The sequence below is a fragment of the Schaedlerella arabinosiphila genome (genome assembly GCF_003885045.1).
Lineage (GTDB): Bacteria > Bacillota > Clostridia > Lachnospirales > Lachnospiraceae > Schaedlerella > Schaedlerella arabinosiphila.
In genome coordinates this window covers 1072690-1099178 of record NZ_RHJS01000002.1, presented here as the reverse complement: position 1 = coordinate 1099178, position 26489 = coordinate 1072690, and the positions used below count along the sequence as shown (strand labels likewise).

Here is a 26489-nt window from a genome sequence, read left to right as displayed (position 1 = left end):
TGATACGCGCTATGGTGCTTTTTTCATTATAAGATGTTTTTTTCCCAGTTTCCAGATGCGGTCCGAAAAATTAAGGTAATTTTAAAAAACAATCATTCCATTTCTATCTCGCATAAAGAATTGGATAAATTGCTTCCAGATTTGATAAAAAAATTTGCGTAATCCCTTTGTCTGCAAGATAAATCTCAAGAATTTTGTGATTTTACATTTACATTTTCTAAATAATATTGTACTATTTGGATGAGTGGTCTCGGAAAGTTACTGTACAGAGAAAAAAATAGCGGATTCTGTGTATCAGATTTGGAGAAAAAGCAGACAGAGAAACAGCGTGCCTGATATTGTGGCGGAGTTTATCAATAGAGGGCATGACTTTAAGACCTCCCTTATGGCAGGTTTTTGAAAAATACAGATAGAAATGGAAAGCAGATTTATGTAGCCAGTTTCTGCCGTTTCTTCAGCCGGGCATCCAGATGGATGTTGATGCAGATGACCATGGTGAAAAAAGAATACCGTTTTCTGGTATGGATTCCCATATCATGGAGATGGTAGTCATTCAGAACCCGGTTGTTTACCCTTTCGCAGGAAGTCCGGTTGTTGTAAATCTTTTGGTATTCATCCGTGCCCCGCGCGACGGGGGGATAAAGGCGGATATCCCATTCCGGCTTCGTGTAGACGCATCGGCCATAAGCAGAAGGAGAACATTTTTCTTTACATGGACAGGAATCCACCTTGCCACAGGCAAAAGGGCAGCGCCATTTCCGGGAATGTTTTTGTTTGATGTATCCCCAGTTGACCATGCGGTAGCCAGCCATGCATAGGGGCGTGCCATCCTGGTCAATCGAGAGGGAGTCCGGAATGGAAGTCGGCCTGCCGCGGTTTGTGTTCAGGTCAATGAAAGGCCGGATGTCCCATTCCTGGCAGAGGCCATAGGTGGGATAGTTGTCATGTGCGGAATCCAGGCAGAGATCCCGGATGGGGATATCCGGATTGACCGTTTTAAATTCACGGAGGGAAACAATGGCGCTTACACTGTCGTGCCGCCTGGCATTCAGGAAACGGATATGCAGGGGCAGGTCAATGCCAATGTCCGGATTATGGGAACAGAGCATGTAAAGGGTGTGGCCGAAATAAAAGACCTCTTCATCGCTGTCCCAGCCCCAGTCAGCATCGGGATCAGAGAAATGGCGCCTGCAGGAGCAGTGCTGGATTCCATTCTCCCTACATTTGCAGACTTTATGCCCGTAAGGGGAGGAATGGGAATGGACACAGGTGCCATCGCCGGAAAGGGTAACGCCGTCAGCGGGGAAAAGCCCGTCCCGTAAGGAAGGGATGAGGGCTGCAAGCCGGAAAAACTGTTGGAGCCGTTCTTCATAATGAAAAGGGAACGAATCATGGTTCAGGGCATAAGTGGCCAGGGTATCGGTAATCCCAGAATGCTTATTAGGAAGCTTTTTCCCTTTGCCGGGTTTCCTGGAAGGCTTTTTATTGTTGTGTGCGGGAAAGAGATCTTTGCGTCCCGTCTTCTGCAAAGCTGTTGGCTGAGACCAGAGCCTGTCCATCAGGTCGAAGTAAGAACCCAGCGGGGCGAGGGATGCGGGGGCAAAGCCAGCCAGGACAGCAAGGAGGCTGTCGGCTTTGAGTTTTTCAACCCAGGCGGTAAGGCTGGTAAAGCGAAGCATCACCATGAGGATAAGGGAGCGAATGATCTGCACCTGGTTGATAGCGGGCCGTCCGGTGTGGGAATAGAACTGGGAGAGATCCTCCATAACCGGATCCAGATTAAGAATCCGCAGTTTTTCCCGGACAGCGGCAAATTCAGAATGAAGCCTTATGCGTTGGGAAGAGTCAAGATGTACTTTTGTCTCATGCAGGAAAGCCAGATATTCCTGATGGGACTGCCAGTGAATTAACATAATATGTGTCCTCCTTTGGTATGGTTGAAAAGTGGATAGTTCTTCTTAACCAAAGGGCCGCGTTATTCATTGCATTTTTTTGCAATGAATAACGCGGCCGCACAAACTGGCAGATTTGTCAATAGGAATTTGGGAATTTTTTGATAAAAATATAAAAAATGTAAGCCCCCACTGAAAAGTGGAGGTGAAGAAAAATAAGGGAACTCTGGAAACGCAGTGATTTCAAGGGCTGTGAGTTTCCGAGAGTACTCTTTGGATACAAAGAGAGGTGAAATCAATGACTTTTGGTGAGAAATTAAAAGCCGCACGAATAGAATCCGGATTAAAACAATCAGAATTGGCAAAGAAACTTAATACCACGGGAAACACTATAAGCAACTGGGAAAACAATGTGAGTAAACCTGACTTAGATACTCTTTCATATATTTGCGGAATTTTACATGTGACCGCTTCGTATTTTTTACAAGCTACAATTCCAGAGGATGAGGTATCTATTTCAGAATTAAAACTCGTTAAAAAATATCGTTACATAACTGAACATTCTCCAAGTGGTGCAAAAACAATTAACGCAGTGTTAGAGAATGAATATGCTATAGCTGAACAGTTAGAGAAACAAAAAGACCGTATAGAGGAACTAGAAACCTCCCAAGCCGCCGTTATAGACATCCAGCCCCGTCTGGAGGACAGCACCCGGCTCATAGAGTACCACCACAGCGCATCAGACGGAGCTGATCTCATGGAACCCGGACGCTGATAATATCATAATTTCTGAATATGATAACATTGTCTGTATGGGTAAAGTGGTAGGAAAGTATTGAAATGTAAACGTAAATTGAAAGGAGTTTATATGAGTAATAAAGAAAAAATCGTCCAATTATTAGATACTGTACCTGATTATAAAATGGGATATATACTGGCATACGTGCAAGGAATTACTATTGACAGCCTTGACGCAGCAATGGCACCGCAAGACGAAAAATATACAGAAATGAACAATATGTCGTGTTAGGTGAGAAAGTATATAATTTGCAATAAATATTACCGCCCAAATTCATGAAAGGAGCGATATTATGCCATTACCACATAAACAAGTTTATACATCAGAAGATTATTGGAACCTTCCAGACGGCCAGCGTGCGGAGCTGATTGATGGGAAGCTGTACGCCATGGCTCCGCCGAACCGAATCCACCTGGAATTAGTTATGGAACTTTCCACAACAATCCGACAGTACATCAAAGATCTTAGAGGAGATTGCAAGGTTTATCCTTCCCCATTCGCAGTTAATCTTACTGCGAATGATAAAGTGTGGGTAGAGCCGGATATCTCCGTCATATGTGATAAAGATAAGCTGTCAGATCGTGGATGTGAAGGGGCTCCAGACTGGATCATAGAGATTGTCTCTCCAAGTAGTTCTAAAAATGACTATGCTATCAAATTATTCAAATACCGCACTGCTGGTGTTCGGGAATACTGGATTGTCAACCCAATGAAAAAAGCTGTTCAGACTTACATTTTTGGAGATGAAGAGGACTCGGATTTATTCTCTTTCGATGATGAAATACCAGTTTATATATTTGATGGTTTGACCATCAAAATTACTGATTTATTATAGTAAAAACCGTCCGGTGTTGCCAGCACCGAACGGCTTTCGGATACATCCAAAGATGTACAATCAAAATTTAGCTCACACGTATTGTATCATCTTTGGTGACGGCCTGCAATAGACAGGCTGTTATTTTTATACCTTTTTTTCAGGAAGGATGAAAATGATCGGAAGCGTATGCTTAGACATGCTTTCCAAGATATTACAAATAAGGTCTATGGACACAGGACAGTTGAGGAACTCCGAAAAGAGATTGAAAAGATTAAAATTCCAGAGAAAAACAGTACATAAATTCGTTTACGTCAGCGACACGTTAGTGACAAATTTATCCAAAAGGCCCGTAAATACGGGCTTTTTTCGTAGCAAATTTAAGGTAAAAATAAGGCTGTATTCATCGCCCCATAAGCCTGCTCCTGTATGATAGAAACTGCGCCGGGGAACAATCCCCCGGCCAGGCAGAAAAAAACAATCGTTTTGGAAAGGAGCAATCCACTATGGAACATATCATCACCACCCAGGCACTGACAAAAAATTACGGCTCAAAACCTGTCGTCCGAGATCTGACGCTTAAGGTCCCCCCGGGCAGCATCTACGGTTTCTTAGGTCCCAACGGGGCGGGAAAATCCACCACCATGAAGATGCTGCTGGGCCTGGTCAAACCCACCGCCGGCTCCATCTTCATCCTGGGGAAGCCGGTACTCGAAGAAAACCGGCTGGAGCTTTTAAAAAACACCGGCTCCCTGATCGAGTCCCCCGCCTACTACGGCCACTTAAGCGCCCGGGAAAACCTGCAGATCGTCTGCACCTTAAAAAATGTCCCGGAAACGGGCATTGACAGCGTACTGCGGATCGTCCGCCTGGAAAAGCAGCAGGACAAAAAAGTCAAACATTTTTCTCTGGGGATGAAGCAGCGCCTTGGGCTGGCCGCCGCCCTGCTGGGGCATCCAAGGCTCCTTCTTCTGGATGAACCCACCAACGGGCTGGACCCGGCCGGAATCCAGGAAATGCGCGAGCTGATCTGCTCCCTCCCTGGAAAATATGGAATGACCATCCTGGTATCCAGCCATTTGCTCAGTGAGATCGACCAGATGGCGACCCATGTCGGGATCATTGAAAAGGGAGCCCTCATCTTCCAGGGCAGCCTGGAAAGCCTGCACCGCCACAGCCGCGCCAGAATCCGCCTCCGCACCACCGACAACGGGCGGGCCTTTTGCGTCCTGAAAAACGCACAGCTCCCGGTGGCGGCAGACAAGGACGGGCACGGGCTTTTCCTGCATTCTACAGAGGATTCCCGAGTGCTGCAGTGCGGACGCCTTCTGGCGGAGCAGGAGATCGGCGTCCTGAGACTGGAGGAAATGCAGATGAGCCTGGAAGAAATCTTCCTGAAACTGACGGAAAAGCAGGCTTCACTATAAAATCCATTTGGAAAGGAGTTCTTTATGAAAACAACCTGGTCACAAACTCGTTTGGCTTACAAAGCAGAGATACAGAAACAGCGCTGCCGGAAGGTCTGGATCGTCCCTCTGGGGTTCTTAACCGTCCTTACACTGTGGGTATCCGTCCCCATGTTCCATTTCACCGCCCAGGATCTGACAAGGGGTTATCAATGGCTGTTCTATCAGATTTCCCTTCTGAACGCCATCTTCGTACCGATGATGCTGGCTGTGACCGCGAGCCGGCTCTGTGATATGGAGATCAAGGGCAATACCTTAAAGCTTCTTTATACACTGGAAAAAACCGGCCGTTTTTACGACATAAAATTCCTGGCGGAGGCCAGATACCTGCTTCTCTTTTCCTTTGGGGAGGTTCTGGTCATCCTGCTGCTTGGAAAACTGTTTCACATCACGGAGCCGGTACGGCTGCTGCCCTTCGGGGAGCATTTTCTTGCCGTCTCCGCCGTGGGGGCTGTGCTGCTGAGCTTCCAGCACCTGCTCTCCCTGATGTCCGACAACCAGATTCTTCCCCTCTGCGCCGGACTGGCAGGCTCCTTCCTTGGCCTGTTCTCCATGTATTTTCCCAGAGCCGTCAACCTGTGCATTGTATGGGGATATTTTTCCATCTTCTCGGTGTCCGGCATCAACTGGGGACAAGTACCAGAAGGCGCCGACTACAACGATTACATGCAGTATCTGGATTTCCCCCTCCCCGGTTTTCTGTTGTTTTCAGCCGTGGGAATCCTGCTTTATCTGTTTGAAAAAGGAATTTTTATGAGAAAGGAAGTGTAAATCATGCTTTTGAAATGTATCCGTGCCGAGAATCTGAAGCTCCGCCACTCCTGCATCTGGGCGGCCTGCGTCCTGATCCCGCTTATTCCTGCTGTCATGGGCACCTTCAACTACCAAAACAACCTGGGGGTTCTGACCCGTGAGTGGTATTCGCTGTGGACCCAGATCACCCTGTTTTATTCCAGCCTGTTTTATGCGCCTTTGATCGGGCTGTACTGCTCCTACCTGTGGCGGCTGGAACACCTGAATAACAACTGGAACGTACTCATGACCAATCCCGTGCCCGTAAGAAATGTATTTCTGGCCAAATTGGCAGTCGTATATTGGGTCACACTGCTGACCCAGCTCTGGATCGGCGTACTGTATTTTTTGTGCGGGAAGCTCTGCGGCCTGCCCGGCATGATTCCGGGACAGATCCTGGTCTGGCTGCTCCGGGGTACGTTAGCGGCAGCGGCTGTGGGGACACTGCAGCTTTTGTTATCCATGGTGATCCGCAGCTTTTCGGTACCCATCGGCATTTCGCTGACAGGCAGCATCCTGGGTTTCATCATCAGCAATAAGGGCTACAGTATGTACTGGCCCTATTCCGTCATGCTGCTTGGCATGAATGCCAACAAATCGGAAGATTCCCTACGTCATGGCCCCATTCCCTTCCTGGTCAGCCTGTGTGCGTTCTTCCTGCTGTTTACCGGAATCAGTATTTGGTATCTGAAAAAGAAAGATGTGAGGGCTTAGCCCCCACATTCTTTTTTGTTCCGGCACCTGCGTTGCTTACATCAGCGAGGCCATCGCGAACTCATCCAGGCCGCCCTGTCCGTTTTCCCGGCTGTTCTCCTGGGGAACCTGGCTCATGCGGGCTTCTGCCCTGCTGATCAGCGCTTCCACTTTGGCGATCTCTGCTTCGTCGCACCAGCCCTTCTCCAGACCGGCCTTGCAGTCGGCAAGATCCTTCTGCAGCAATGCCAGCACCTGCTGAACCTGCCCCCGGCTTTTTGCCGCCGCGATCTGCCGCATCCGTTTGCCCTCGTTGACGCCTACCTTGCCGCCCTGCTTTTCGGATGTATCCGGACCATCCACGCCTTGCTCTGCGGCTTCACCCGAATCTTCCGCTTCCGTTTCTCCTGCTTCGCCCGGACCGTTCACATTCAGCCCCACGGATATACCTGAATCTTCTGCTTCCCCTGCGATAAAACCGGAGTACGCTTCCTGCTCTTCTGCGGCAGCCAGACGCCCTTCCAGTGAGATTTCCAGGCTGTCTTCCCGCTGACCGGAATTCTCCCGGCCGTCTTTTTCCGTGATTGCCCTGGTTTCTCCTGTCTCCGTTTTTTCCGAAGCCTTTACGCCAAACGTTTTTGCTTCGGCTTGATTTCCATATACATTGCCCAATCCTGAAATAAACATTTTGCATTCCCTCCTGTTATCCTGTTTTTGATGCTTCCTTTTTACTGTCTATATCTCCTGCTTTACTGTCTATGTCTCCTGCACCATGACCGTGATCCTGAATACCCGGTCCTCCAGGCTGATCTCCATCTCTCCCATGTATTTCTCCGCAATCCGCCGCACATTGGACAGGCCGATCCCGTGCATGGGAGCATCCGCTTTTTTGGCTGTTTCAGGCAGTCCGTCCCGTCCGAAGGCGATCTCCCCTGAAAAGGAATTTCTGACCTCAATCAGGAAGAAACTCCCTTTTCGTTTTCCCGCCAGTGTGAGAAACCTTTCGCTCTCGGGTACCTTTTCACAGGCTTCCAGCGCGTTCTGAAGGAGATTTTGAAGAATGATCCCTACGTCAAAGGCGTCGTAATGTCCGGACTGGGGATAATGAAATTCCACCTGAAAACGAATCCCCATTTCCTGGCATTGTCTCCGCCTGTCATTGATGATCACGTCTGTCACCGGATTCCCTGTCCGAAGCGTCAGTTCAAAACCGCTCATGCTCTCATCCAGCCGGGAGATATATTCCTCCACTTCGGCGTACTCTTTGCTTTGCACCAGCCCCTGGATATTGGTCAAATGTCCCCGCATTTCATGTTTTAGCTGGCGGATGCGGCTGTAAAATTGTTCCGCTTCATGAATCCGCGCCCGGATCGCCCGGGTCTGCTGCCGTTCCACGAAGCCGGCTGCCTGTTCCTCCTGCAGCGCGGCCATCCCCTGCTGGAACAGTATGGTGAGATAGGAGCCTGCATAAAAGAGCAGGGCCAAAATCGGCACTGCCGCCACAAAGGCCGGATGCCGTTCATAAAGCTGAAGCAGCTCGCCGTCCCTGATCTCAAACAGCAGTCCGGCTATGATCTGTCCAAACAAAATCCCCGCCGCCGGCACCAGGCTGATATAGCATATCTCCAGCCGTCCAAGGGGCAGGGGCCGCCTTTTCAATCGGCGGCAAAACGCATAGAGCATCGTGATAAACATTGCGGCATGGGACAGAAGAAGCAGTGTCAGCCTAAGCGCCGTCTGCAGATAGACTTCCTCCGGCGCCACTGACCGGCACGGCAGAACCTGCTCCGCGGCAAAATACAGGCTGTCTGCAATCAGACCGCTGTTCACCCTGGTCTCCCAGTATAAAAGCCCCAGCAGGAACGCCCTTGGCCTTTCCAGATCCAGCACCCCGGCCCCTGCAGTCAGCAGCAAGGTCACGGTCAGGACAAACGTCCCCCGGGGAGCGGCAAGCCGATCACAGATCCAGGACAGAAACAGGTAGGCGGCAAAGACAGCCGCCCCTTTTCTCCACCGGTATCTCCCCATCCTCATAAAGGGCTGCAGAAAAAATGCCAGTGAGGAAGCGTACAAAAACTCTGCTGCAAAAGCATACCCATGATTGAACATCAAAAATTTTGTTTCACTCATAGATCCATCCCCTTTTTCAAGAAGCGGAGATACGTTTTTACAAAATCCTGATACTTATATTTTGAGAGCAGCAGTTTTTCTTCATTCGTCAATGTCACTTCTGATTTGCTGTATCCGCACACATAGGAAAGGTTCACCAGATACCCCTTGTGGATGCGGAAAAACTGCTCCTGCAGTTCTGATTCCAGATCCCGGATTTTTGCGTAGCAGGCAAACTCTCCGTCTTTGAGGTGCAGCACGACCTTGTGATTGCTGCTCTCAATGTAATAAATGCTGTCCCAGGGTATGACCTTATTTTCATTTCCGGTCCGAAGCGTAAGCGTACGGACCTTCTGTGGAGCGTTTTTGCGTGCTGAAACCTGCGCTGCCGCCCTGGCAAATACCTGGGCAAACTTTTTCTCGTCCACCGGCTTTAGCAGGTATTGGAAGGCGCCCACGTCAAAGGCGTCGAATACATATTGGTCATAACCGGTTACAAAAATAATGACCGGCTGCGCTGCCAGATCCTGTTCCCTGATCTTTTGTGCCAGAGCCATCCCGTCCTGGCCCGAGCCGGACCGGCCCAGTTCTATGTCCAGAAAAAGCAGATCCATCCCGCAGCCGTCCGCAAGGCAGTCATCGGCGGATGCGTATTCGATAATCTCGCAGCTGTAGGGCTGTGCCTGGATCAGGGCTGAGAGATAGGCGCGGGTCTTTGTTTCATCGTCACAAATCGCGGTTTTTATCATATCTTTATTCCTCTATGTCTGTTTGTTTATTCGGTCAGATCTGCACCGGTGAAAACCGGTTCGGCGTAACCGGACCGTTTGAGGGCGCAACTGGCACGGCAGAGTCTGACCGCCCCCTTTTCGCTGACTCTTATTATATTGCCAAACGATAGTTCTTACAAGTCAAAGACCCTGGAGCGCCGTGTGAACAGTAACGATGTTTAACTGCTGCGAGCACCGCAGGCGTGAACAGTGACAATATTTACGCCGTTAAACCTGCCGTTTGCGCCATTTGTCTTTTTTGAATCCCTACTTCATACGATATACATTTATAGCGGAACTTTTCCTCCGGCCGGAGGGGAAGGCGTTTTATCATCCGATTTCTATGTTTTGGAACAGATACGGCGATTTTATTACAGGAAAGGAGTATCAAACATTTTGATGAGCAGCAGGATTTATACCGATTACGGCAAAAACGAAATGAACAGGACAAGGGCAGGGGCGCGGACCGCCGGACCACAGACGCAGGCCGCCATAAGCTTTCTCGGTCTGGCAGCACAGGCGGGGGCAGGCCGTCAGTCCCTGCAGGGCTTATGCCCTATGGCTTACGGTACAGACGCCCCAGTTTCCAAAGTGCCTGTGCAGGCCGCCCTTTCTTCCGTTGAGGCTTACCGGAGCGCCATGGTTACCTCCGCGTCCGGGCTTCGCACGGAAGAGGCCGCGCCGGCCCGGCCCGCCACTTTGGAGGAGATGCTTAAGGCAAAATATCCCGGCATCAAGTACCATGTATTTGACGCCGGCAGCAGTTACTGGAGAACAAGAAATGACTATCCCCATTATCTGCTTTATCAGGATCAGATCGACACCGACGCCATAGAGAACTGGAAGCCCTCCGGGCCCAATCCGCCCTATACCCCATTTCAGGCTTCCAAGGAAATCCACGCCCTGGGCGCGGTGCCGCCGGGCAGCAAGGCGGTGGTCATCCATCCCAAGGTGCAGGCGCGCATGGATCAGGATCCGGAATATACACAGGAGATCCTGACACGGATCGAGACCTGGTTTACATTTGATTCGGTGAGAAATGAAGCCATCCTGCCAGGCTGTTCCATAGGAATGTCCCAGGCCGTTGCCATCGGTGAGGACGGCTGCATTGTAAACGCAGTTTCTTCCAGCCAGCCCCGGCTGACCAGGAGCAGCTCCGATACCGAGGACTGGTGGGATATCCGAAAGGCACGGCACGCCTACTATATGAGCCTGATCACGGAGACGCAGCTTGAACACCGGCTTCTGATGGCCGGGCTGTCGGCAGGAAGCAATCAATCCTTCTCAGGAACGGGCGGCCTGATGCCCTCCTTTTCCGGAGCCGGCTCCCTCCTGGCAGATCCGGACGGCGCTGACTCCCTTCTGGGCGGCACCAGCTCCCTTCTGAGCGGCCTGGGCACTTATCAATCCTCACAGGCAGCAAAAGAACAGCTTGCAGAAATGATGAAGGGAAGCCGCCTGCGGGATATTTTCGGTCCCACATTGGGCGGCGCCTCCACGGACTTTGTACTGGAACATACCAGAAAACTTGTATGGGGCGGCTGAAACTATAACGTCAAATATTCATCCAAGCGTGGCTGTCTGGCCCGCTGCTTCTCGTGAATAAACAAGGGGTGTTGGAAAACGGTCTTTGTACCCAATCGACGGTTTTCCAACACCCCATTCTTTTGTCTATATACAGATCTTCTATCCCACCATCAGCCGATAACACAGATACACCACGATCAGCACCGCCACCGCAATTGCTTCCGAGAGAAGAAGCTTTGGAGACCTTCCGCGGAAAATGCTTCTGTGCTCTCCCGGCTCCAGCAGGATTCCCCATGGACTGTGCTTCTGCATTTTCAGGGAGATCCCTTTTTTCTCATTCTCCCCGATGGACTTAAGAAAATCCCGCCAGTTCTCTTCTAAGATCCGCATCCCCCGCAGCAGGTCTGCCTGGATGCTCTGGTTTTTGAGCAGATTCTGGAAAAAACCGGCCTGCTCGAGATAAGCCGCCTGCTTCTGGGCCTCCGTGTTTTCCTTTTTTTCCTGAAACAGCCTGTAGGCGTATTCCAGACCTTCCTCCATGGCCCTCTGGGAGCTGCCGGTCTTTTCATATACGTTGGTGGTATAATCGTAAACCTTGTAAATCCCTTTACGGTTCAGGTAATAGTCCACCATCTGGTTGACCGCGCTTTTGATCGGGACATTCATTGCGTTCTGCCTTCCGGAGGATGCCGCGTACATCTCCCCTTTGATGGAAGTGACGGCCGCAAGGTATCCCACTACCTCCTCATTCCTGGCACTGATGCCAGAATGGTTTAACAAATTGCCGCTGCCGTTGATGTGGGCGGCGAACCGGTTTGCCCTTGCCAGGTCATTTCCTGTAAATGCGGTTCTCCCGCCGGAAATACTGGCATTTGCAGAGCCTCCCCCTTTGCCGCTCAAAGCCTGGTTCCGCTGGCTCATCTGCATCTCGCCGGATTTTCTGCTGACGTCAAACGCCTGGTTCATCCGGACATTTCTCCCTTCCGTCAGCTTGTAGATGGAGCCCTCCTCCGCCCCGTGAGAAGAATAAGCCGCTGCCGTGGACCGGGCGCGCGAACTATCTTTCCCGTTGGATTCCGGCATAAAAAAGCGCAGGTTGCTTGAGCCGGTCGGCTTTCCCTTTGCATAGAACCGGTCGGCCGCCCTGGCGGAAATGGAGGTTCCGGTGGTCTGCTTATAAATGCTGGATTTTACATTCTGCAGTGTATCCGTCTGCCCGGTCTGTTTCAGAAAATCCATCAGTTCCTTTAAATCGGTCTCCATCAAAAGCGTCAGCTTCTGAGCAAGAATCTCATCCAGCCTTGCGATCTGGGCCGCCTGTTCGTCCCCCATGGTATGTGTCAAAATGGCCTCAAGGAGCGCAAGATACAGGCGGGACAGCTCGTCAAGCTGCTTCGCGATATCCCCGTTTCCGGAAGGCATCCATTTTAAAAGCGCCTCAAAAAGCTCCTGTTCCATTTCCAGAACCCATCGGATGTCCCCATTCTCCAGAAGCTTCCCGTCGATCCCGAACCATTTGCTCTGCTTGGAAAGCTCCGACGTGTCGCGCTTCTCCGTCTGATCTTCCCGCTCGTAATCGTTCTCCTGTTCTGCACGTTCCTTTTCCAGATTTTCCTTTGCCTCGGCCGCCTGCCTTGCCGCCTGCGCGACCATCACCTGGCCCGCCTCCAGCTCCGCGCTTTTTCTTGCCGCCCTGCCTGCCGCGGCCGCGTCGGAGGCCGACATGGGCGGAGCGGACGGAGTTTGATTTTTGGTCGGAGTTGGTACCGGGGCTGCGCCTATTTCTTTTACACCTGCCATAATTTTTCCTCATTCTTTATAGGTCGGTTTCCGGAAAATGCCTTTAGTGCAGAATCTCCTGAAACCTTTTATTCTGTCATAAAGTCAATGCTGCTGTTTTGTTTCCCTATATTAAATATCGGCTTAACGGCAAATGTTGTAACAGCCACTTTTGTAATTGTACAAAAGCGGCTGCAGCAGTCTACAATTCCCGCGTCAGATCTTTCACCCATATGTACTTGCGGTAATGGTACATCACCCATGGGATTTTACCTACCTCATCTAAGCAGGTGCAGGCGTACACTACCGGCACAGGCCAGTTCAGGAAAAAGGTTCCCGCCACTGCAAGCGGAATGGCGATCCCCCACATGCAGACCGCCAGGCTGTACATATCGAACATGGTGTCTCCGCCGGCCGCAAAGATTCCGTTGATAATAATCGTATTCACGGTACGCCCGATCATGTAAAACGCCATAATGACCATCATTGCAATCAGGTGACGCTCCGCCTGATCCGTCATTTTCACAAAACCGGTCACAAAGGGAGTCACCGCAAGCATGATGGCAGTGGACAAAAAACCGGTCAGGAACGAGATTTTCACGAGCCGGTCTCCGTACAGCTTTCCCCGGTCCAGATGTCCGGCCCCAAGCTCATTTCCCACCAGGATTCCTCCGCCGCTTGCAAGGCCGTTGCACATACAGCATACCAGATCCCGCACCACTGCGGCGATGGAGTTGGCCGCCGCCGCATCTGTCCCCAGGTGCCCCATAAATGCGGAATAGGACGTAAATCCGATCCCCCAGAACAGACAGGCCCCCAGAAGCGGAAGCGCGCATTTTCGGAAATCACCAAAAAGCAGGCGGTTTCGTTTCCAAATCCGGCTCCAGTCCGGATGAATATACCCTTCCCTGTAGGAAAATGTGATCACCCAAAAGAGCTCAATGACCCTGGAAATCAGGGTCGCCGCCGCCGCTCCCTGGGCTTCCATTGCAGGCGCTCCAAAAAACCCGAAGATCAGCACCGCGTTGAGCACGATGTTGATGAGCACCGCCCCAGTGCTGACCACCGCGGTCTGGGCCGCGTGTTCGCTGACCTTCATAATGGCGAGGTAGCACTGGGAGATACCGGTAAGCAGATAGGACCATCCTGCTACTTTGAGATAGCGCACCCCGATCACGATCAGCGCCTCCTCATTTGTAAAGATCAGCATCAGAAACCTTGGGAAAAAGACGCATCCGGCAAAAAAAAGCAGAGACACCCCGACGCACAGGCGAAGCCCGATGCAGAAGATGTCGTTCACGGTCTTTTCATCCTTCTTCCCCCAGTACTGCGCGCCCAGAATCACGATCGGCGCAATGATAGCCGCAAGTATCATATTCTGAATAAACTGGATCTGGGTGGCCAGCGACACCGCCGCCATGGAGTCCTGCGTCACACGCCCCAGCATCAGCGCATCGGCTGCCGCCACCGATGCAAGCATCAGATTCTGAAACGCAATCGGCAGTGCAAGCTGCCACAGCTTTTTTATAAAGATTTTATCTGAAAATAACCTCTCTCTCATTCCTGAAATCTCCTTATTGACATTTTCATTTAGTGTATCACAGCGGTTACTGTTCCGCAAGGATAGGATTTTGAAAGTGCCTGATGCCGTGTGTCCTGCAATCACCCCCGGCATTCTGCACAAAATCCCCTTTCAAAAACTGTCACCTTTTCACAAATCGACAACGGAACGCAATTATTCAATTTACAAATTCATAAACTTGTGTTATATATTATATCAACATGTACAACAAGTTATCATAAAGGTACAACAAAATAATCTAAGGAGGATCACACTATGAAAAACACAAGAAAAAAATGGGTTGCGCTGTGTCTCACAGCAGGTATCGCAGGAGGGCTTCTCGCAGGCTGCGGCGGCTCCGGGGACAAGGATTCGTCCGAAACCTCAGGGGCTGACGGGAAGGCGCATGTAGGCGTCATCTTTACGGAGGCCGGACTGGGAGGCAACTCCTTCAACGACCTGGTTTTAGACGGGGTGAAGCGGGCTTCTGAGGATTACGGGATCACCTACGACGAAGTGGAGCCAAAATCCGTTTCCGACGAGGAGATCATCCAGGACGAGATGGCATCCTCCGGGGATTACGACCTGATCATCTGCGTGGGCGCGGAGCAGATCGACTCTCTGACCAACGTAGCCACCATGTATCCGGAACAGAAATTTGCGCTTCTGGATGCCACCCTGGAGCTGGACAACGTGGCGTCCTACTCCTGTAAGGAACAGGAAGGTGCCTTTTTAGTAGGCGCGCTGGCTGCCATGGCAAAGCAGGAGCAGATCAGCGACAAGCTGGGCAGCGACAATGTGATCGGATTTATCGGCGGCGTGGACAATCCGCTGATCAACCATTTCGCAGCAGGCTACCAGGCAGGCGTCCAGCACATTGACTCCGAAATCAAGGTGCTCATCGACTATGTAGGCGGCTTCAATGACCCCACCACTGCCAAAACCATCGCCAATACATTTGCGGAGAAGAATGCGGACATCATCTTCCACGCTTCCGGCGCATCCGGAATGGGCATGTTCCAGGCGGCAGAGGAGAAAGGCTTCATCGGCATCGGCGTGAACCTGAACCAGAACTCTATCGCCCCCGACTATATCATGGCCAGCATGCTCAAAAAACTGGATTCCTGCGCATATCACGCCATCACCAGTATTGTGGAGGACACCTACACCGGAGAAAACCAGGTGCTTGGACTGGCCGAGGAAGCCGTGGACTATACAGTGGAGGAAAGCAATATTGAAGTTCCGGAGGAGATCATTTCCAAGCTGGAGGAATTGAAAGAAGAGATCATCTCCGGCGAGATCCAGGTTCCGGAGGAACTGTAACCCAAAAATCCAGAAAGTCAAAACGGAGGATAACATGGACGCAATTAAAATGATCGGTATCGTCAAATGCTTCGGCAGTGTCCGGGCAAACGACGGCATAGATTTTGTTGTAAAAAAGCAGGAGATCCACTGCCTGCTGGGAGAAAACGGGACCGGGAAAAGCACGCTGATGAACATCTTATTCGGCCTCTACCATCCGGACGCAGGCGAGATCTATATCAATGAAGAAAAAGCCGTGATCTCCAATCCCAACGACGCCTACGGCAAAGGAATCGGCATGGTTCATCAGCATTTCATGCTGGTCAGCCAACTGACCGTGCTGGAAAATATCATCCTTGGAAAGGAAGCAGGCAATTTTATTTTAAACCGGAAGGAAAGCCGGAAAAACGTCCAGGAGCTGGTGGAGCGCTTCGGCTTCCGGATTGATCTGGACGCAAAGGTGGAAAGCCTCTCCGTAGGCATGATGCAGCGGGTGGAGATCCTCAAGACGCTCTACCGGGGTGCGGACATCATCATACTGGATGAGCCCACCGCCGTGCTGACGCCCCAGGAGGTGGACGAACTGTTCAAGATCCTGCGCCAGCTGAAAAGCAGCGGAAAGACCATCATTTTCATCACCCACAAGCTGAACGAGACCATGTCCTTGTCCGACAGGGTTACGGTCATCCGCAAGGGAAAGGTAGTCTTCCACTGCGATACCAAGGACACCAATGAAAAAGAACTGGCCACCCAGATGGTGGGCCGCCAGGTGGAGGAGATCGTGGCAGGCCGGGATTCCAAACCCGGAGAGGTGCTGCTGGAGCTGAAAAATGTCCGTCTCCATTCCCGCGCCGCATCCGCCGTCAATTTGACCGTCCGTGCCGGAGAAATCTTAGGCATCGCGGGCGTGGACGGCAACGGCCAGCAGGAGCTGGAAAACCTGATCACCGGCAACCAGAAGCTGACCGAGGGCGAGATATACCTCTACGGCACCAACGCGGGAGCTTTGTCCATCCAGGAGCGCAAAAAAATGGGTCTGGGCTACATCCCCTCGGACCGGCACAAGAACGCCATGGTATCCGATTTTTCCATCACGGAAAATTTCCTGCTGGGCTACCAGGATTCCAAAGAATACTGCAGAAACGGACTGGTAAATTACCCGGCCCTGGCTGTGGACGCCCAAAAGCAGGTGGAGACCTTTGAGATCAAGGTAGCGGGCATCGACCAGCAGATCGGCCAGCTCTCCGGGGGAAACCAGCAGAAGGTCATCCTTGGCCGGGAGATCAGCCACGACCCGGGGGTGGTGCTGGTGGCCCAGCCTGTCCGCGGACTGGACATCGGCGCCATTGAGCGGGTACATAAGACCCTTCTGGACCTGCGGAACCAGGGAAAGGCTATTTTGCTCATCTCCGCGGAGCTTTCCGAGATCATGAACTTAAGCGACCGCATCGCCGTTCTCTACGAGGGGGAAGCCTGTGCCCAGTTTGAAAACGGAGCCTACACAAAAGAAGAAATCGGTTTATTTATGGCCGGAAAAAAGCAGGAGGTATCCTAACATGAAGAATCCAAAAAATATTTCGGAGCTTGTGAAGTCACTGGCAGCGATTCTGCTGGCCCTGTTGATCGGAGCATGTTTTATTCTCATATCCGGAGAGTCCCCGCTGATTGCATACGGCGCATTGATCGAAGGCGCCCTGGGCTCTCCCCAGGCGCTGGCCAATACCGTCAGCAAGAGCATTCCCCTTGCCTTCACCGGGCTTGCGGTGGCCCTGGGTTCCCGCTGCGGCATGCTCAACATCGGAGCCGAGGGACAGCTCCACGCCGGAGCCATGGCCAGCGTCCTGTTCGCCCTCTGGTTCTCCTTCCTGCCGGCCCCCCTTTTGTTGGCTGTCAGCATCACAGCCGGAATCGGGGCCGGAATGCTGGTGGGCTGCGTCCCGGGTATTTTTAAGGCAAAATTCAATACCAGCGAAGTGATCGTGGCCATCATGCTGAACTACATCTGCACCCTGTTCACCTCCTGGCTGGTAAACGGCCCTTATAAGGTGGAGGGCTCCACCGCCCAGACCGAGCTGATCCCGGAATCCATCTGGTTCGGCCGGCTGCTGCCCAGGACCCAGCTCACCTATGCCCTGCTGCTGCTCATCCTGACGGCTGTCCTGATGTACATTTTCCTCTGGAAAACCTCAGCCGGCTTCAAGCTCCGGGCCGTAGGCGCCAACCCCAATGCCTCCCGGACCGCGGGCATCAAGGTCAACATGTACCTGATCACCTCCATGCTCTTAAGCGGAGGGATCGCCGCGCTGGCCGGGGTGACGGAGGTCTTTGGAAAATACCACCGGTTCATCGAAGGCTTCTCCCCTTCCTTTGGATTTACGGGAATCGCCGTAGCCATCCTGGGCAGAAACCACCCCGCCGGGGTCATGCTGACCGCATTCCTGTTCGGCATCATGGACATGGGCTCGCTGCGCATGAGCCGGGAAACCATGGTTTCCACCAATATGGTGACTGTCGTCCAGAGTCTGGTCATCCTGTTCGTGGCGGCTCCCGAACTGATCAAATGGCAGAAGCAAAGCCGTGCAAAACAGCACTGATCCGAAACAGCAGGCCGCAAAGCTGTCTGCTGCCAAAAAATAAAGAAGAGAGGGAAAATTTATGGAGATCATCAATAACTTTTTAAGCCTGACTCTGCAGCTTTCTGTTCCCATCGTGCTGGGCGCGCTGTGCGGAACCATTGCCGAGCGGGGCGGCGTCATCCTCCTGGGCGTGGAAGGCATGATGCTGCTGGGCGCATTTGCAGGCGTCGCGGGTTCTTTTTTCACCGGAAATGCCCTGGCCGGAGTTCTGTTTTCCATCCTCCTGGGAGGGCTGGCTGGATGGCTGTACGCCCTCTTCTGCCTGAAATGGAAAGCCCACCAGTCGGTGGTCGGCGTAGGCGTCAACCTGTTCGCCAGCGGGATCACCGCGGTGATGCTCAAAGCCATCTGGCAGAAGGAAGGCATGTCGGAAACCGTAGCTTCCATTCCCAACATTACGGTTCCGGGCCTGAGCCGCATTCCCGTCCTGGGAGCATTGTTCCGGGATCAGTCGCCTTACCTGTATCTCATGTTCCTGATCGTGGGAGGCGTCTGGCTGGTCTTCTACCGGACCAAATACGGGCTGCGCTACCGCGCCATCGGTGACCAGCCCTACGCCGTGCAGACCGCAGGCGTACCGGTGAACCGCTACCGCTACACCGCCATGATCGCAGCCGGGGCCATCGCCGGGCTGGCCGGATCTTATCTGTCCGTTTCCCAAAACAACCTGTTTGTGGTGGACATGACGGCAGGCCGGGGATTCATGGGGCTGGCGGCCAATATCTTCGGCGGCTGGCAGCCGGTGGGCTCCTTAGCGGCCGGCATGGTATTTGCGGTGGCCCAGTCCGCCCGGTTTTACCTTACGGATCTGGAGATCCCCTCCCAGATCGTACAAATGCTCCCCTACGTGGTCACTTTGCTGATCCTGCTCTTTGTCGGAAAAAAAGTAAAAGGACCCGAGGCTCTTGGCAAATTGGTAAATTAGTTTTATACTATTACCAGACGAAGGATACGGCAGGAACACGCATCAAACGGCGGATATGCGGAATCTGCAGCCGGCGCGCTGCCGTATCAGAACCAGGAAGGAGCATCACGGCGAATGAAAGACACAACCTTAAACGAAAAAAATGTAAAGATACCACTGTATGTGACAGTATACGGAACCATCCGGCAATGGCTGATCGACGGAAAATACCAGCCGGGGGAAAAGCTGCCGGGGGAAAATATCCTGGCCGCCCAGCTCGATGTCAGCAGAGGTACCCTTCGCCAGGCGATGCTCCTGTTACAGGAAGACGGATTGATCATGAATCATCAGGGAAAGGGAAATATCGTGCTTTCCAATCAGGATATCTGTAAAAACGGACTGGAAAAACTGGGCAATCCCATTGCGGATTTCTGCATCCAGCCCATTGTGCGGACGGAGACTACCATCGGCTTCCAGCCTCCCACCAAAAAGCATCAGGAGGTGTTGAAGCTGCGTCCCTCCAGCATCGTGGCTGTGATCAATATTACTTATTATACCGAGGAGGCTCCGGCTGGCTTTGCCATGATCTATATGCCTCATGAAATTCTGGACCAGCACAATGTGGATCTGGAGGACACCGACGCGGTGTATGCATTTTATACGAAATTCCTCCAGACAACCGGGCTCTACAGCGAGTCCCGTTTCCGGATGGGGCTTACCAGGGAACGGCTCTCCGGGATTCTGCAGATTGAGGAGGAATATCCCCTCCTGATCCTGGAAGAAGTCCTGTATTCGGAATTTGACGTCCCCGTGCTTTCACAGAAATTATTTTTCAGTCCCAACCAGCACGAACTGCCTATCCGCAGAAAAAATGAGCGGACGATGAGCATGTCATAGTACCCGGCGTCGGAGCCTCACCCGCAGGCTCCCCGTCTGCCGGACAGATTTCATAAAGAGGACGAATCACATGAACACATTTCACAACGAAGCGGAGGCCGGGCAAATCGGGAGTACTGTCCTGATGCCCGGGGATCCTCTGCGCGCAAAATACATTGCAGAACATTATCTGACCGACGTATTCTGCTACAACAGGGTGCGCGGCATGAACGGTTATACCGGTTACTACAACGGAAAAAAAGTATCGGTGCAAGGAAGCGGCATGGGCGTTCCGTCTATGGGAATCTATTCCTACGAGCTTTTCAACCATTACCAGGCGGATACCATCATCCGCATCGGAACGGCAGGCGCCGTCCACCGGGACGTGGAGGTAGGGCAGGTCATCTTTGCCATGGGCTGCTGCACCAATTCCAATTATACGGCCCAGTACCATCTGCCGGGAAGCTTCGCCCCCATCGCGGATTATGAGCTTCTGGAGCAGGCGGTACAGGCCGCCAGGGCGCAGCACATCCCCTACAAGGTGGGAAACGTCTTCTGCTCCGACGTATTTTATGAGGACAGCCCCGGAGAAAAAGGGCTCTGGGAAAAAATGGGCGTTCTCGTCCAGGAAATGGAAACGCTGTCCCTCTACTGCAACGCCGCAAGGGCCGGCAAGCGCGCTTTGAGCCTTCTCACCGTGGGCAGCAGCATGCACCACGGCGGCGCGCTGACCAATGAAGAAAGGGAAACCAGGCTGGATGCCATGATCCGCTGTGCGTTGAGCCTGGTATCGTAAAGCATGAGTAAACAAAATCGAATCAAAATACTTTTAGATGTGGATACCGGGGTGGATGATTCTCTCGCGCTTCTGTACGCGCTCAACAAAGAGGATGTGGAAATCGTCGGGATCACCACCGTATGCGGCAACGTGGAAGCCCGGCTGGCGGCGGAAAATACGCTGAAGATCCTGGATCTGGCCGGCGCTCCGGATATCCCTGTGGTCTGCGGTTTTGAAAAGCCCCTGGAGGGCGAGTGGGACGGCCGGACCGCCTTCATCCACGGGGATAACGGGCTGGGCAATGTGGAGCTGCCCTCCGGCAGCCGGACGCTCCTTGAGGAGGATGTCTGTGACTTTCAGATCCGGCTGGCGCAGAAATACGAACACGAGCTGGTCCTGGTCACCCTGGGGCCCCTGACCAATATCGCCCGTACTCTTGCCAAAGCCCCTTCTTTTGCGAAAAAGATTAAACGCTGTGTGATGATGGGCGGGACGGTCTACATGCGGGGAAATGTCTCCCCCATGTGCGAGGCCAATTTTGCCTCCGATCCCGCTGCCTGCGACCGGGTGTTCCAGTCCGGCATGGAGATCCTCGCCGTGGGCCTGGACGTGACGGAAAAGGTCCGTTTCACCACCGGGGCCATGGACTGGCTGGACAAGTGCTGCAGCCCCCATTCCCGCAAGGCCGTGGACTATATGAAACAGGCCCTTACGTACTACTGGGAAGGCAACCGGAATCAAAACTACTGTATCGGGGACTGCCCGCTCCACGACCCGCTGGCCATGATGGCCGCCGTCGTCCCGGATCTGGTGCGCGTGGAAAAACGGAAGGCGCGGATCGAATGCGGCGGCACTTACTGCCGCGGAATGGTGGTCACGGATCTGCGGGAGCAGCCCATCCCGGCGGAATATGTGGGCTTTGCCCTGGACGTTGATCCGAAACGGGCGCTGAGGGAATTTCTGTCGGTATTCTGGAAATCCCAGGATTCCCTTCCGGCGAAAAACATGATAGAATAGTTCCAATGGTTCGGAAACGCTGCCGCCGGAATCATGATTTACTATTATCGCAAAGGAGATGAACAACATGGAACGATACCGACGTATCTTTATCATCGTGCTGGATTCCCTGGGTGTGGGAGCCATGCCGGACTCCCCCGCCTTCGGGGATACAGGGGTGAACACTCTGGAACACATTTCCCAGTCCACGGACACCTTCCAGATCCCCAACCTGCAGAAGTTAGGGCTGGCAAACCTCTGCCCCTTAAAGCAGGTGGAGCCTGTAAAGACGCCGCTGGCATATTATACGAAGCTGAACGAACGAAGCAACGGGAAGGACACCATGACGGGACACTGGGAGATCATGGGGCTGGAGGTAAAAACCCCCTTCCAGACATTTACTGAGACAGGATTCCCGCCGGAACTGATCGCAGAACTGGAAAAGCGCACCGGGAAAACAATCATCGGCAATAAGAGCGCCAGCGGCACGGAGATCCTGGAAGAGCTGGCTGAAGAAGAGATCGCCACAGGGCATATGATCGTATACACCTCCGCGGATTCCGTGCTCCAGATCTGCGGCAATGAAGAAACCTTCGGCCTGGATGAGCTCTACCGCTGCTGCGAGATCGCAAGGGAGCTCACCATGCGGGATGAATGGAAGGTCGGCCGGGTCATCGCAAGGCCCTATGTGGGACGGAAAAAAGGCGAATTTCAGCGAACCAGCAACCGCCATGACTATGCGTTAAAGCCCTTTAACGCCACCGTATTAAATCTGCTTAAGGACCATGGGCTGGACGTCCTCTCCATCGGCAAGATCAAAGATATCTTTGACGGGGAAGGCATCACAAAAGCCTGGAAATCCAAGAGCTCCGTTCACGGCATGGAGCAGACCATTGATGCCGCGAAGGAGGATTTCCACGGACTCTGCTTCGTCAACCTGGTGGATTTTGACGCCCTCTGGGGACACCGCAGAGATCCCGGCGGCTATGCCCGGGAGCTGGAAAAATTTGACGTAAACCTGGGAGTTCTTCTGAACCTGCTCCGGGACGACGACCTGTTGATCCTGACGGCGGATCACGGCAACGACCCCACCTACACAGGGACGGACCACACCCGTGAGAAGGTGCCCTTCCTTGCCTACTCTCCTTCCTTACAGGGAAGCGGCAAACTGCCGGAGGCGGATACCTTTGCCGTCATCGGGGCAACCGTGGCGGACAACTTCGGCTTAGAGATGCCGGAGCATACGATTGGAGAATCTCTGCTGGAAAAGATCCGGTAATACAAAAAAGGTGCCAATGGCACCTTTTTTGCATATGAAGATATATAAAATGGGCTTAAATCTGTCGTAAGCGTAAAAATGTCTCCATAAAAAATCGAAAGCATTTTGCACTCCTTATATCCGATTAACTCAACACAATTTTTTCCATTTTTAAAAGAACCGCTGCTTTTATTTTATCATTCAAATAACGTGTATTCAGCTTCTTTTTGGAATACGCAAGATAACTTCCCTTTGTTTTTTCAATCAGCAAAGCGGTGAAATATCGCTCCCAGCTAAAAAAATCTTTACTCTCAATGTAGTCATACGGCGTACTTAAAATTTCCCTGATTTCATTGTCCGTCCAAATATCAGACGACAATATCAGCCATTCGAAAGATTCCGGCAGATATAATGCAGAATTTTCTCTTTCTGTCAACAACTGCAACACCCTATCCATTTCCGGCCCAAAGGCTGCGCCGTCGGCAATCACAAGTACCCGTTCCTCTTTCCTCTCTTTCAGCAGACGAAAAATGTTTGATTTTCCATCTGCCGAACAGCACTCCAAATCATGCTCACTGCATATGGACTGAAAGAACTGATAACCCGAATTTCGATCCTCTGTAATGACTGTTTCCGGTTTTACCTCTGTTTTCACAGCATCTGTACCATAAATCCTGTAAAATTCATGATAGCTTTGTTTTAAGGTCCCATATTTTCCGGATGTACGGATGCCGTATATTTCCTCTACACTATACGGTAGCGCCGGAAGCGCTTCACGGGATACGATTACATAATAATTATCCGTTCCCTGTATTTCTTTTGCAAAGTCAGCTGACCGTACAAACTCGTTTCCTTCGTCAATAAACACGATACTGTCCCGTATCCCTGAAAGCTGTTCTTTCCATAATGTGCCTGTCAGCACAGAACAGGTTTTATCACAGACAAGTTCTACCGGACTTCCGGAAGGATTGTTGGTATATTCCCAGATCATATCAACAAGCGTTGTCTTTCCTGTTGCACTGTCTCCGCGAACAATCGTTATATTGCGCCTTATCTGAAAATCGTAGCGAAGCCGTTTTGAAGAAACGACCACTCTGTGTACTCCCCGCATTTTCATCCTCCCCTTAGACAAATTCCCCGGCTGCAGGCACCAATTCTTTCGTCGAATGTACGATCTGGCCTGTATTTAATATCCGAATTGTAAAAGGTTCATCTCCGAACCGCAGTAAATGCCGCAAATTGATTGTCCGGTCTTCCTTTTCCGCTATTTTCAGAAGCCAGCGCGCGCAATTATCACCGCATGTCGAAGCATTAAATATCTTCGAATGATTAAATTTTATCAGAATCAGCGTTTTCACGCCGCCGGAAAGTCCGAGGGGCGGAATTTTTCCAAGGACAGGGCTGTCAATCACGCCGCTGTCCAGTACGGTCGATTTGTCCACATCCAGGATCATTTCCTTCACAAATGGATCTGTAATCCAATCGTCTTCATAATCATATTTAAAATATGCCGCAGTATTATACACCGCCTCCGGCATGTCTCCATAAAAAATCGAAAGCATTTTGCACTCCTTTCAGGCGTCGGATTTCTGGCAGGCTGACCCCATTCATCCGCAGCGGACGGATTTTTTTCAGTATTTCCATATTCATTATATACAAAAACATTTCCTATTACAAGGCGTTTTCACAGGCGGAGCAATGGGGAATGTTATACGGAAATATCCTATGCCGATGCCGCGGTCACTGAATTGGAATTACTTTTACATTTTGGTTACAACTTGTTGATGACTTGATTACATAACCTTTAGTATAATAAAACTGTCCCCAAAACAACCCGGGTTCAAAAAACAAACACACTTTTTTTGCAGAAACAAATCGTTGATCATATAAGGAGGTATCATCTATGAAACGCAAACAACTACTCTCCCTGCTGCTCTGCGGCGCGCTGCTGTCCGGAATGGCTCAGGGATGCGCGCAGCTGTCCGGAATAGCTCAGGGACACGCGAAGACGCCGGAGCATCCCCTTGTCCGCGAAAAGAAGGGGCCAAGCCTGGAGAATTATGAGAAAGCCGATCCTTTGGAGCCTGCTGCCGACGGCAGTACACTGGCCAGGCATCTCCAGGTACCGGATACATACGAAGCCTCGGCGGCCAGCGACGACAACAGGTTTCAGCTTTCCTGCCATGCGCAGGTCACGGTTCCTGATGTGACCCAGATCCCGCTCTGGAAGGTCAGCCAGAAGCCCTTTGACGAGGCATGGATCTCCCAGGTGACGGAGACCTTTTTCGGAGACGCCCCTATCTATGACGGAGATTCCTATTTTCGGTTTTCCAAGGAACAAATCCAGGAACGGATAAACGAGCTTAAGGCTTATGAGGCCGAAGGAAATCTGGACCCGTACGGATACATTGCCTATGCACAGGAGGAAGGCTGGGAAAATCCGGAGCAGTATTTTAACCTGCAGGAAAGCATTTCCATATATGAGAAAGAGTATGACAATACGCCGGAAACCATCGAAAAAACAAAGGTAACTCCTGTCCTTTCCGAAGACGATACCGGAGATTCCTCTTCCAGATATTTCGAAGGCGCGGTGGAGCTGGATGGAAGCGCGTACCGTTATTCTATGAAGGCGGGCCCTGCAAATTCCATGGACATCAAAATATCCCGGGCCGGAACGGATAACTCCCCACTGGAATGGAATTATTCTTTGTATGATTATCAGTTGGAGGGCGGATATTATTCTATGGAAAATGATTTTCCTTCCCGGGAAAAAGCAGAAGAAATGGCCGGAATCACTGAAAAGCAGGCGGTGGAGATCGCAGACCGGTATATGGAAAAGCTGGGACTTACGGACTTCTCCGCAAAAAACACTGCACTGAGCCTGGGCCGGCTCCATCCCAGCGGCCCCCCGATATCCTATCCCTATTCGGAAGCCGGATACCGGATCAGCTACACAAGGGATATCCAGGGTTTTCCCGTCACAGATGAAGTTGATCCCGGCCTTTCCATGCCATCCATGGACAGCACGACGGCACCCTGGGGCTATGAAAAAGTGTACTTCTGTGTGAACAAAGACGGGCTGCAGCAAGCGGAGATTCTGAATCTTTATCAGGTGGAAGAACAGCAGATCGACAATGTCACGCTGCTTTCCTTCCCTGAGATTGCAGATATTTTCGAGAATATGGCCCGGATCAAATACTCCGACTATGTCTCACCCGGCGAATCCATCAGGCTGGACGTAACAAAAGCCGTGCTGGGTTATACAAGAATCTATGATCCGGATACGGACAATACAAGCGGTATCCTGGTTCCGGTCTGGGATTTCTTCGGAACCAAAGAACGGCTGGTCAATGAAGAGTCCGGAAACAGCCGCACGAAAGAAGGTATCCCTGACCAAAGTTTCCTGACTATCAATGCCGCCAATGGAACGATGGTGGACCGCAGTCTGGGATATTGAGCCCTGAACCGCCGGGTTTCCGGCAGAAGATTTTTCCTTTACACAAAAAAGCAGCCATGCGTAAATTCCCCTCGGCAAGA

24 protein-coding genes are annotated in these 26489 nt (G+C 51.8%); 16 read left to right on the top strand and 8 right to left on the bottom strand.

Features of this window, described 5'->3' with window-relative positions:
• Positions 1-428: 428 nt before the first annotated feature.
• Positions 429-1913, bottom strand: coding sequence for a transposase (locus EBB54_RS05480; protein WP_125126673.1), 1485 nt, complete (start codon positions 1911-1913; stop codon positions 429-431).
• Positions 1914-2190: 277 nt separating this feature from the next.
• On the opposite strand from EBB54_RS05480, the gene EBB54_RS05475 reads away from it, so the two are divergent.
• From EBB54_RS05475 to EBB54_RS05450, 6 genes are all read left to right on the top strand, one after another.
• Complete coding sequence (locus tag EBB54_RS05475; protein ID WP_243127539.1) at positions 2191-2667, top strand: helix-turn-helix domain-containing protein; 477 nt, start codon at positions 2191-2193, stop codon at positions 2665-2667.
• 93 nt (positions 2668-2760) lie between these two features.
• The gene (locus tag EBB54_RS30070) at positions 2761-2922 is read left to right on the top strand and encodes a hypothetical protein (RefSeq protein WP_154677773.1); all 162 of its coding nucleotides are present in this window, start codon (positions 2761-2763) and stop codon (positions 2920-2922) included.
• A gap of 61 nt (positions 2923-2983) precedes the next feature.
• Positions 2984-3526, top strand: coding sequence for a Uma2 family endonuclease (locus tag EBB54_RS05470; protein WP_125126672.1), 543 nt, complete (start codon positions 2984-2986; stop codon positions 3524-3526).
• A gap of 485 nt (positions 3527-4011) precedes the next feature.
• The gene (locus tag EBB54_RS05460) at positions 4012-4932 is read left to right on the top strand and encodes an ATP-binding cassette domain-containing protein (protein WP_125126671.1); all 921 of its coding nucleotides are present in this window, start codon (positions 4012-4014) and stop codon (positions 4930-4932) included.
• Positions 4933-4983: 51 nt separating this feature from the next.
• On the top strand, positions 4984-5742 hold the full coding sequence (locus EBB54_RS05455) for an ABC transporter permease (protein WP_162307091.1): 759 nt from the start codon (positions 4984-4986) through the stop codon (positions 5740-5742).
• Between the two features lie 3 nt (positions 5743-5745).
• Positions 5746-6477, top strand: a complete 732-nt coding sequence (locus tag EBB54_RS05450; RefSeq protein ID WP_004069061.1) for an ABC transporter permease — start codon at positions 5746-5748, stop codon at positions 6475-6477.
• Between the two features lie 36 nt (positions 6478-6513).
• Here the strand turns inward: EBB54_RS05450 and EBB54_RS05445 are convergent, their stop codons facing one another.
• From EBB54_RS05445 to EBB54_RS05435, 3 genes are all read right to left on the bottom strand, one after another.
• Entirely contained in the window at positions 6514-7143 is a 630-nt protein-coding gene (locus EBB54_RS05445; protein WP_125126669.1) for a hypothetical protein, read from the bottom strand.
• Positions 7144-7212: 69 nt separating this feature from the next.
• Complete coding sequence (locus EBB54_RS05440; protein WP_125126668.1) at positions 7213-8586, bottom strand: sensor histidine kinase; 1374 nt, start codon at positions 8584-8586, stop codon at positions 7213-7215.
• Positions 8583-9314, bottom strand: a complete 732-nt coding sequence (locus tag EBB54_RS05435) for a LytR/AlgR family response regulator transcription factor (RefSeq protein WP_125126667.1) — start codon at positions 9312-9314, stop codon at positions 8583-8585. Before EBB54_RS05435 ends, EBB54_RS05440 begins: the two co-directional genes overlap by 4 nt.
• A gap of 420 nt (positions 9315-9734) precedes the next feature.
• On the opposite strand from EBB54_RS05435, the gene EBB54_RS05430 reads away from it, so the two are divergent.
• Positions 9735-10880 (top strand): hypothetical protein, encoded by a 1146-nt coding sequence (locus tag EBB54_RS05430; RefSeq protein ID WP_125126666.1) that lies wholly within the window; start codon positions 9735-9737, stop codon positions 10878-10880.
• 141 nt (positions 10881-11021) lie between these two features.
• Here EBB54_RS05430 and EBB54_RS05425 read toward each other — a convergent pair whose 3' ends face one another.
• Both EBB54_RS05425 and EBB54_RS05420 read right to left on the bottom strand, forming a co-directional pair.
• Positions 11022-12662 carry a hypothetical protein gene (locus tag EBB54_RS05425; RefSeq protein ID WP_125126665.1) on the bottom strand — a complete coding sequence of 547 codons (1641 nt, stop codon included), beginning with the start codon at positions 12660-12662 and terminating at the stop codon, positions 11022-11024.
• Between the two features lie 181 nt (positions 12663-12843).
• Positions 12844-14202: an MATE family efflux transporter gene (locus EBB54_RS05420; RefSeq protein ID WP_125126664.1), complete on the bottom strand. Its 1359-nt coding sequence runs from the start codon at positions 14200-14202 to the stop codon at positions 12844-12846.
• Positions 14203-14478: 276 nt separating this feature from the next.
• On the opposite strand from EBB54_RS05420, the gene EBB54_RS05415 reads away from it, so the two are divergent.
• The 8 genes from EBB54_RS05415 to EBB54_RS05380 all read left to right on the top strand — a co-directional run bounded on the left by EBB54_RS05415 (position 14479) and on the right by EBB54_RS05380 (position 22973).
• Positions 14479-15525 (top strand): BMP family lipoprotein, encoded by a 1047-nt coding sequence (locus tag EBB54_RS05415; RefSeq protein WP_125126663.1) that lies wholly within the window; start codon positions 14479-14481, stop codon positions 15523-15525.
• A gap of 34 nt (positions 15526-15559) precedes the next feature.
• Positions 15560-17059, top strand: coding sequence for an ABC transporter ATP-binding protein (locus tag EBB54_RS05410; protein ID WP_125126662.1), 1500 nt, complete (start codon positions 15560-15562; stop codon positions 17057-17059).
• Between the two features lies 1 nt (position 17060).
• Positions 17061-18098 carry an ABC transporter permease gene (locus EBB54_RS05405; RefSeq protein WP_125126661.1) on the top strand — a complete coding sequence of 346 codons (1038 nt, stop codon included), beginning with the start codon at positions 17061-17063 and terminating at the stop codon, positions 18096-18098.
• A 61-nt stretch (positions 18099-18159) separates the two neighbouring features.
• Positions 18160-19065 (top strand): ABC transporter permease, encoded by a 906-nt coding sequence (locus EBB54_RS05400; protein ID WP_125126660.1) that lies wholly within the window; start codon positions 18160-18162, stop codon positions 19063-19065.
• Positions 19066-19179: 114 nt separating this feature from the next.
• The gene (locus EBB54_RS05395; RefSeq protein WP_125126659.1) at positions 19180-19941 is read left to right on the top strand and encodes a GntR family transcriptional regulator; all 762 of its coding nucleotides are present in this window, start codon (positions 19180-19182) and stop codon (positions 19939-19941) included.
• Positions 19942-20011: 70 nt separating this feature from the next.
• On the top strand, positions 20012-20716 hold the full coding sequence (gene deoD, locus EBB54_RS05390; RefSeq protein ID WP_125126658.1) for a purine-nucleoside phosphorylase: 705 nt from the start codon (positions 20012-20014) through the stop codon (positions 20714-20716).
• A 3-nt stretch (positions 20717-20719) separates the two neighbouring features.
• On the top strand, positions 20720-21715 hold the full coding sequence (locus EBB54_RS05385; protein WP_125126657.1) for a nucleoside hydrolase: 996 nt from the start codon (positions 20720-20722) through the stop codon (positions 21713-21715).
• 67 nt (positions 21716-21782) lie between these two features.
• Positions 21783-22973 carry a phosphopentomutase gene (locus tag EBB54_RS05380; protein WP_125126656.1) on the top strand — a complete coding sequence of 397 codons (1191 nt, stop codon included), beginning with the start codon at positions 21783-21785 and terminating at the stop codon, positions 22971-22973.
• A 124-nt stretch (positions 22974-23097) separates the two neighbouring features.
• On the opposite strand, the gene EBB54_RS05375 is transcribed toward EBB54_RS05380, so the two are convergent.
• A complete protein-coding gene (locus EBB54_RS05375; RefSeq protein ID WP_125126655.1) occupies positions 23098-24063 on the bottom strand; it encodes a translation initiation factor 2 in 966 nt (321 codons plus the stop codon).
• Positions 24064-24076: 13 nt separating this feature from the next.
• Complete coding sequence (locus EBB54_RS05370) at positions 24077-24514, bottom strand: DUF4869 domain-containing protein (RefSeq protein ID WP_125126654.1); 438 nt, start codon at positions 24512-24514, stop codon at positions 24077-24079.
• A 341-nt stretch (positions 24515-24855) separates the two neighbouring features.
• Here EBB54_RS05370 and EBB54_RS05365 point away from each other — a divergent pair, with 341 nt between their 5' ends.
• Positions 24856-26409, top strand: a complete 1554-nt coding sequence (locus EBB54_RS05365; protein ID WP_125126653.1) for a DUF6034 family protein — start codon at positions 24856-24858, stop codon at positions 26407-26409.
• Positions 26410-26489 lie beyond the last annotated feature (80 nt).

Bases quoted from the DNA above. Each gene is read 5' to 3' on its own strand.
- EBB54_RS05480 (WP_125126673.1), bottom strand. From the start codon at position 1,913: ATGTTAATTCACTGGCAGTCCCATCAGGAATATCTGGCTTTCCTGCAT.
- EBB54_RS05475 (WP_243127539.1), top strand. From the start codon at position 2,191: ATGACTTTTGGTGAGAAATTAAAAGCCGCACGAATAGAATCCGGATTA.
- EBB54_RS30070 (WP_154677773.1), top strand. From the start codon at position 2,761: ATGAGTAATAAAGAAAAAATCGTCCAATTATTAGATACTGTACCTGAT.
- EBB54_RS05470 (WP_125126672.1), top strand. From the start codon at position 2,984: ATGCCATTACCACATAAACAAGTTTATACATCAGAAGATTATTGGAAC.
- EBB54_RS05460 (WP_125126671.1), top strand. From the start codon at position 4,012: ATGGAACATATCATCACCACCCAGGCACTGACAAAAAATTACGGCTCA.
- EBB54_RS05450 (WP_004069061.1), top strand. From the start codon at position 5,746: ATGCTTTTGAAATGTATCCGTGCCGAGAATCTGAAGCTCCGCCACTCC.
- EBB54_RS05445 (WP_125126669.1), bottom strand. From the start codon at position 7,143: ATGTTTATTTCAGGATTGGGCAATGTATATGGAAATCAAGCCGAAGCA.
- EBB54_RS05440 (WP_125126668.1), bottom strand. From the start codon at position 8,586: ATGAGTGAAACAAAATTTTTGATGTTCAATCATGGGTATGCTTTTGCA.
- EBB54_RS05435 (WP_125126667.1), bottom strand. From the start codon at position 9,314: ATGATAAAAACCGCGATTTGTGACGATGAAACAAAGACCCGCGCCTAT.
- EBB54_RS05430 (WP_125126666.1), top strand. From the start codon at position 9,735: ATGAGCAGCAGGATTTATACCGATTACGGCAAAAACGAAATGAACAGG.
- EBB54_RS05425 (WP_125126665.1), bottom strand. From the start codon at position 12,662: ATGGCAGGTGTAAAAGAAATAGGCGCAGCCCCGGTACCAACTCCGACC.
- EBB54_RS05420 (WP_125126664.1), bottom strand. From the start codon at position 14,202: ATGAGAGAGAGGTTATTTTCAGATAAAATCTTTATAAAAAAGCTGTGG.
- EBB54_RS05415 (WP_125126663.1), top strand. From the start codon at position 14,479: ATGAAAAACACAAGAAAAAAATGGGTTGCGCTGTGTCTCACAGCAGGT.
- EBB54_RS05410 (WP_125126662.1), top strand. From the start codon at position 15,560: ATGGACGCAATTAAAATGATCGGTATCGTCAAATGCTTCGGCAGTGTC.
- EBB54_RS05405 (WP_125126661.1), top strand. From the start codon at position 17,061: ATGAAGAATCCAAAAAATATTTCGGAGCTTGTGAAGTCACTGGCAGCG.
- EBB54_RS05400 (WP_125126660.1), top strand. From the start codon at position 18,160: ATGGAGATCATCAATAACTTTTTAAGCCTGACTCTGCAGCTTTCTGTT.
- EBB54_RS05395 (WP_125126659.1), top strand. From the start codon at position 19,180: ATGAAAGACACAACCTTAAACGAAAAAAATGTAAAGATACCACTGTAT.
- deoD (WP_125126658.1), top strand. From the start codon at position 20,012: ATGAACACATTTCACAACGAAGCGGAGGCCGGGCAAATCGGGAGTACT.
- EBB54_RS05385 (WP_125126657.1), top strand. From the start codon at position 20,720: ATGAGTAAACAAAATCGAATCAAAATACTTTTAGATGTGGATACCGGG.
- EBB54_RS05380 (WP_125126656.1), top strand. From the start codon at position 21,783: ATGGAACGATACCGACGTATCTTTATCATCGTGCTGGATTCCCTGGGT.
- EBB54_RS05375 (WP_125126655.1), bottom strand. From the start codon at position 24,063: ATGCGGGGAGTACACAGAGTGGTCGTTTCTTCAAAACGGCTTCGCTAC.
- EBB54_RS05370 (WP_125126654.1), bottom strand. From the start codon at position 24,514: ATGCTTTCGATTTTTTATGGAGACATGCCGGAGGCGGTGTATAATACT.
- EBB54_RS05365 (WP_125126653.1), top strand. From the start codon at position 24,856: ATGAAACGCAAACAACTACTCTCCCTGCTGCTCTGCGGCGCGCTGCTG.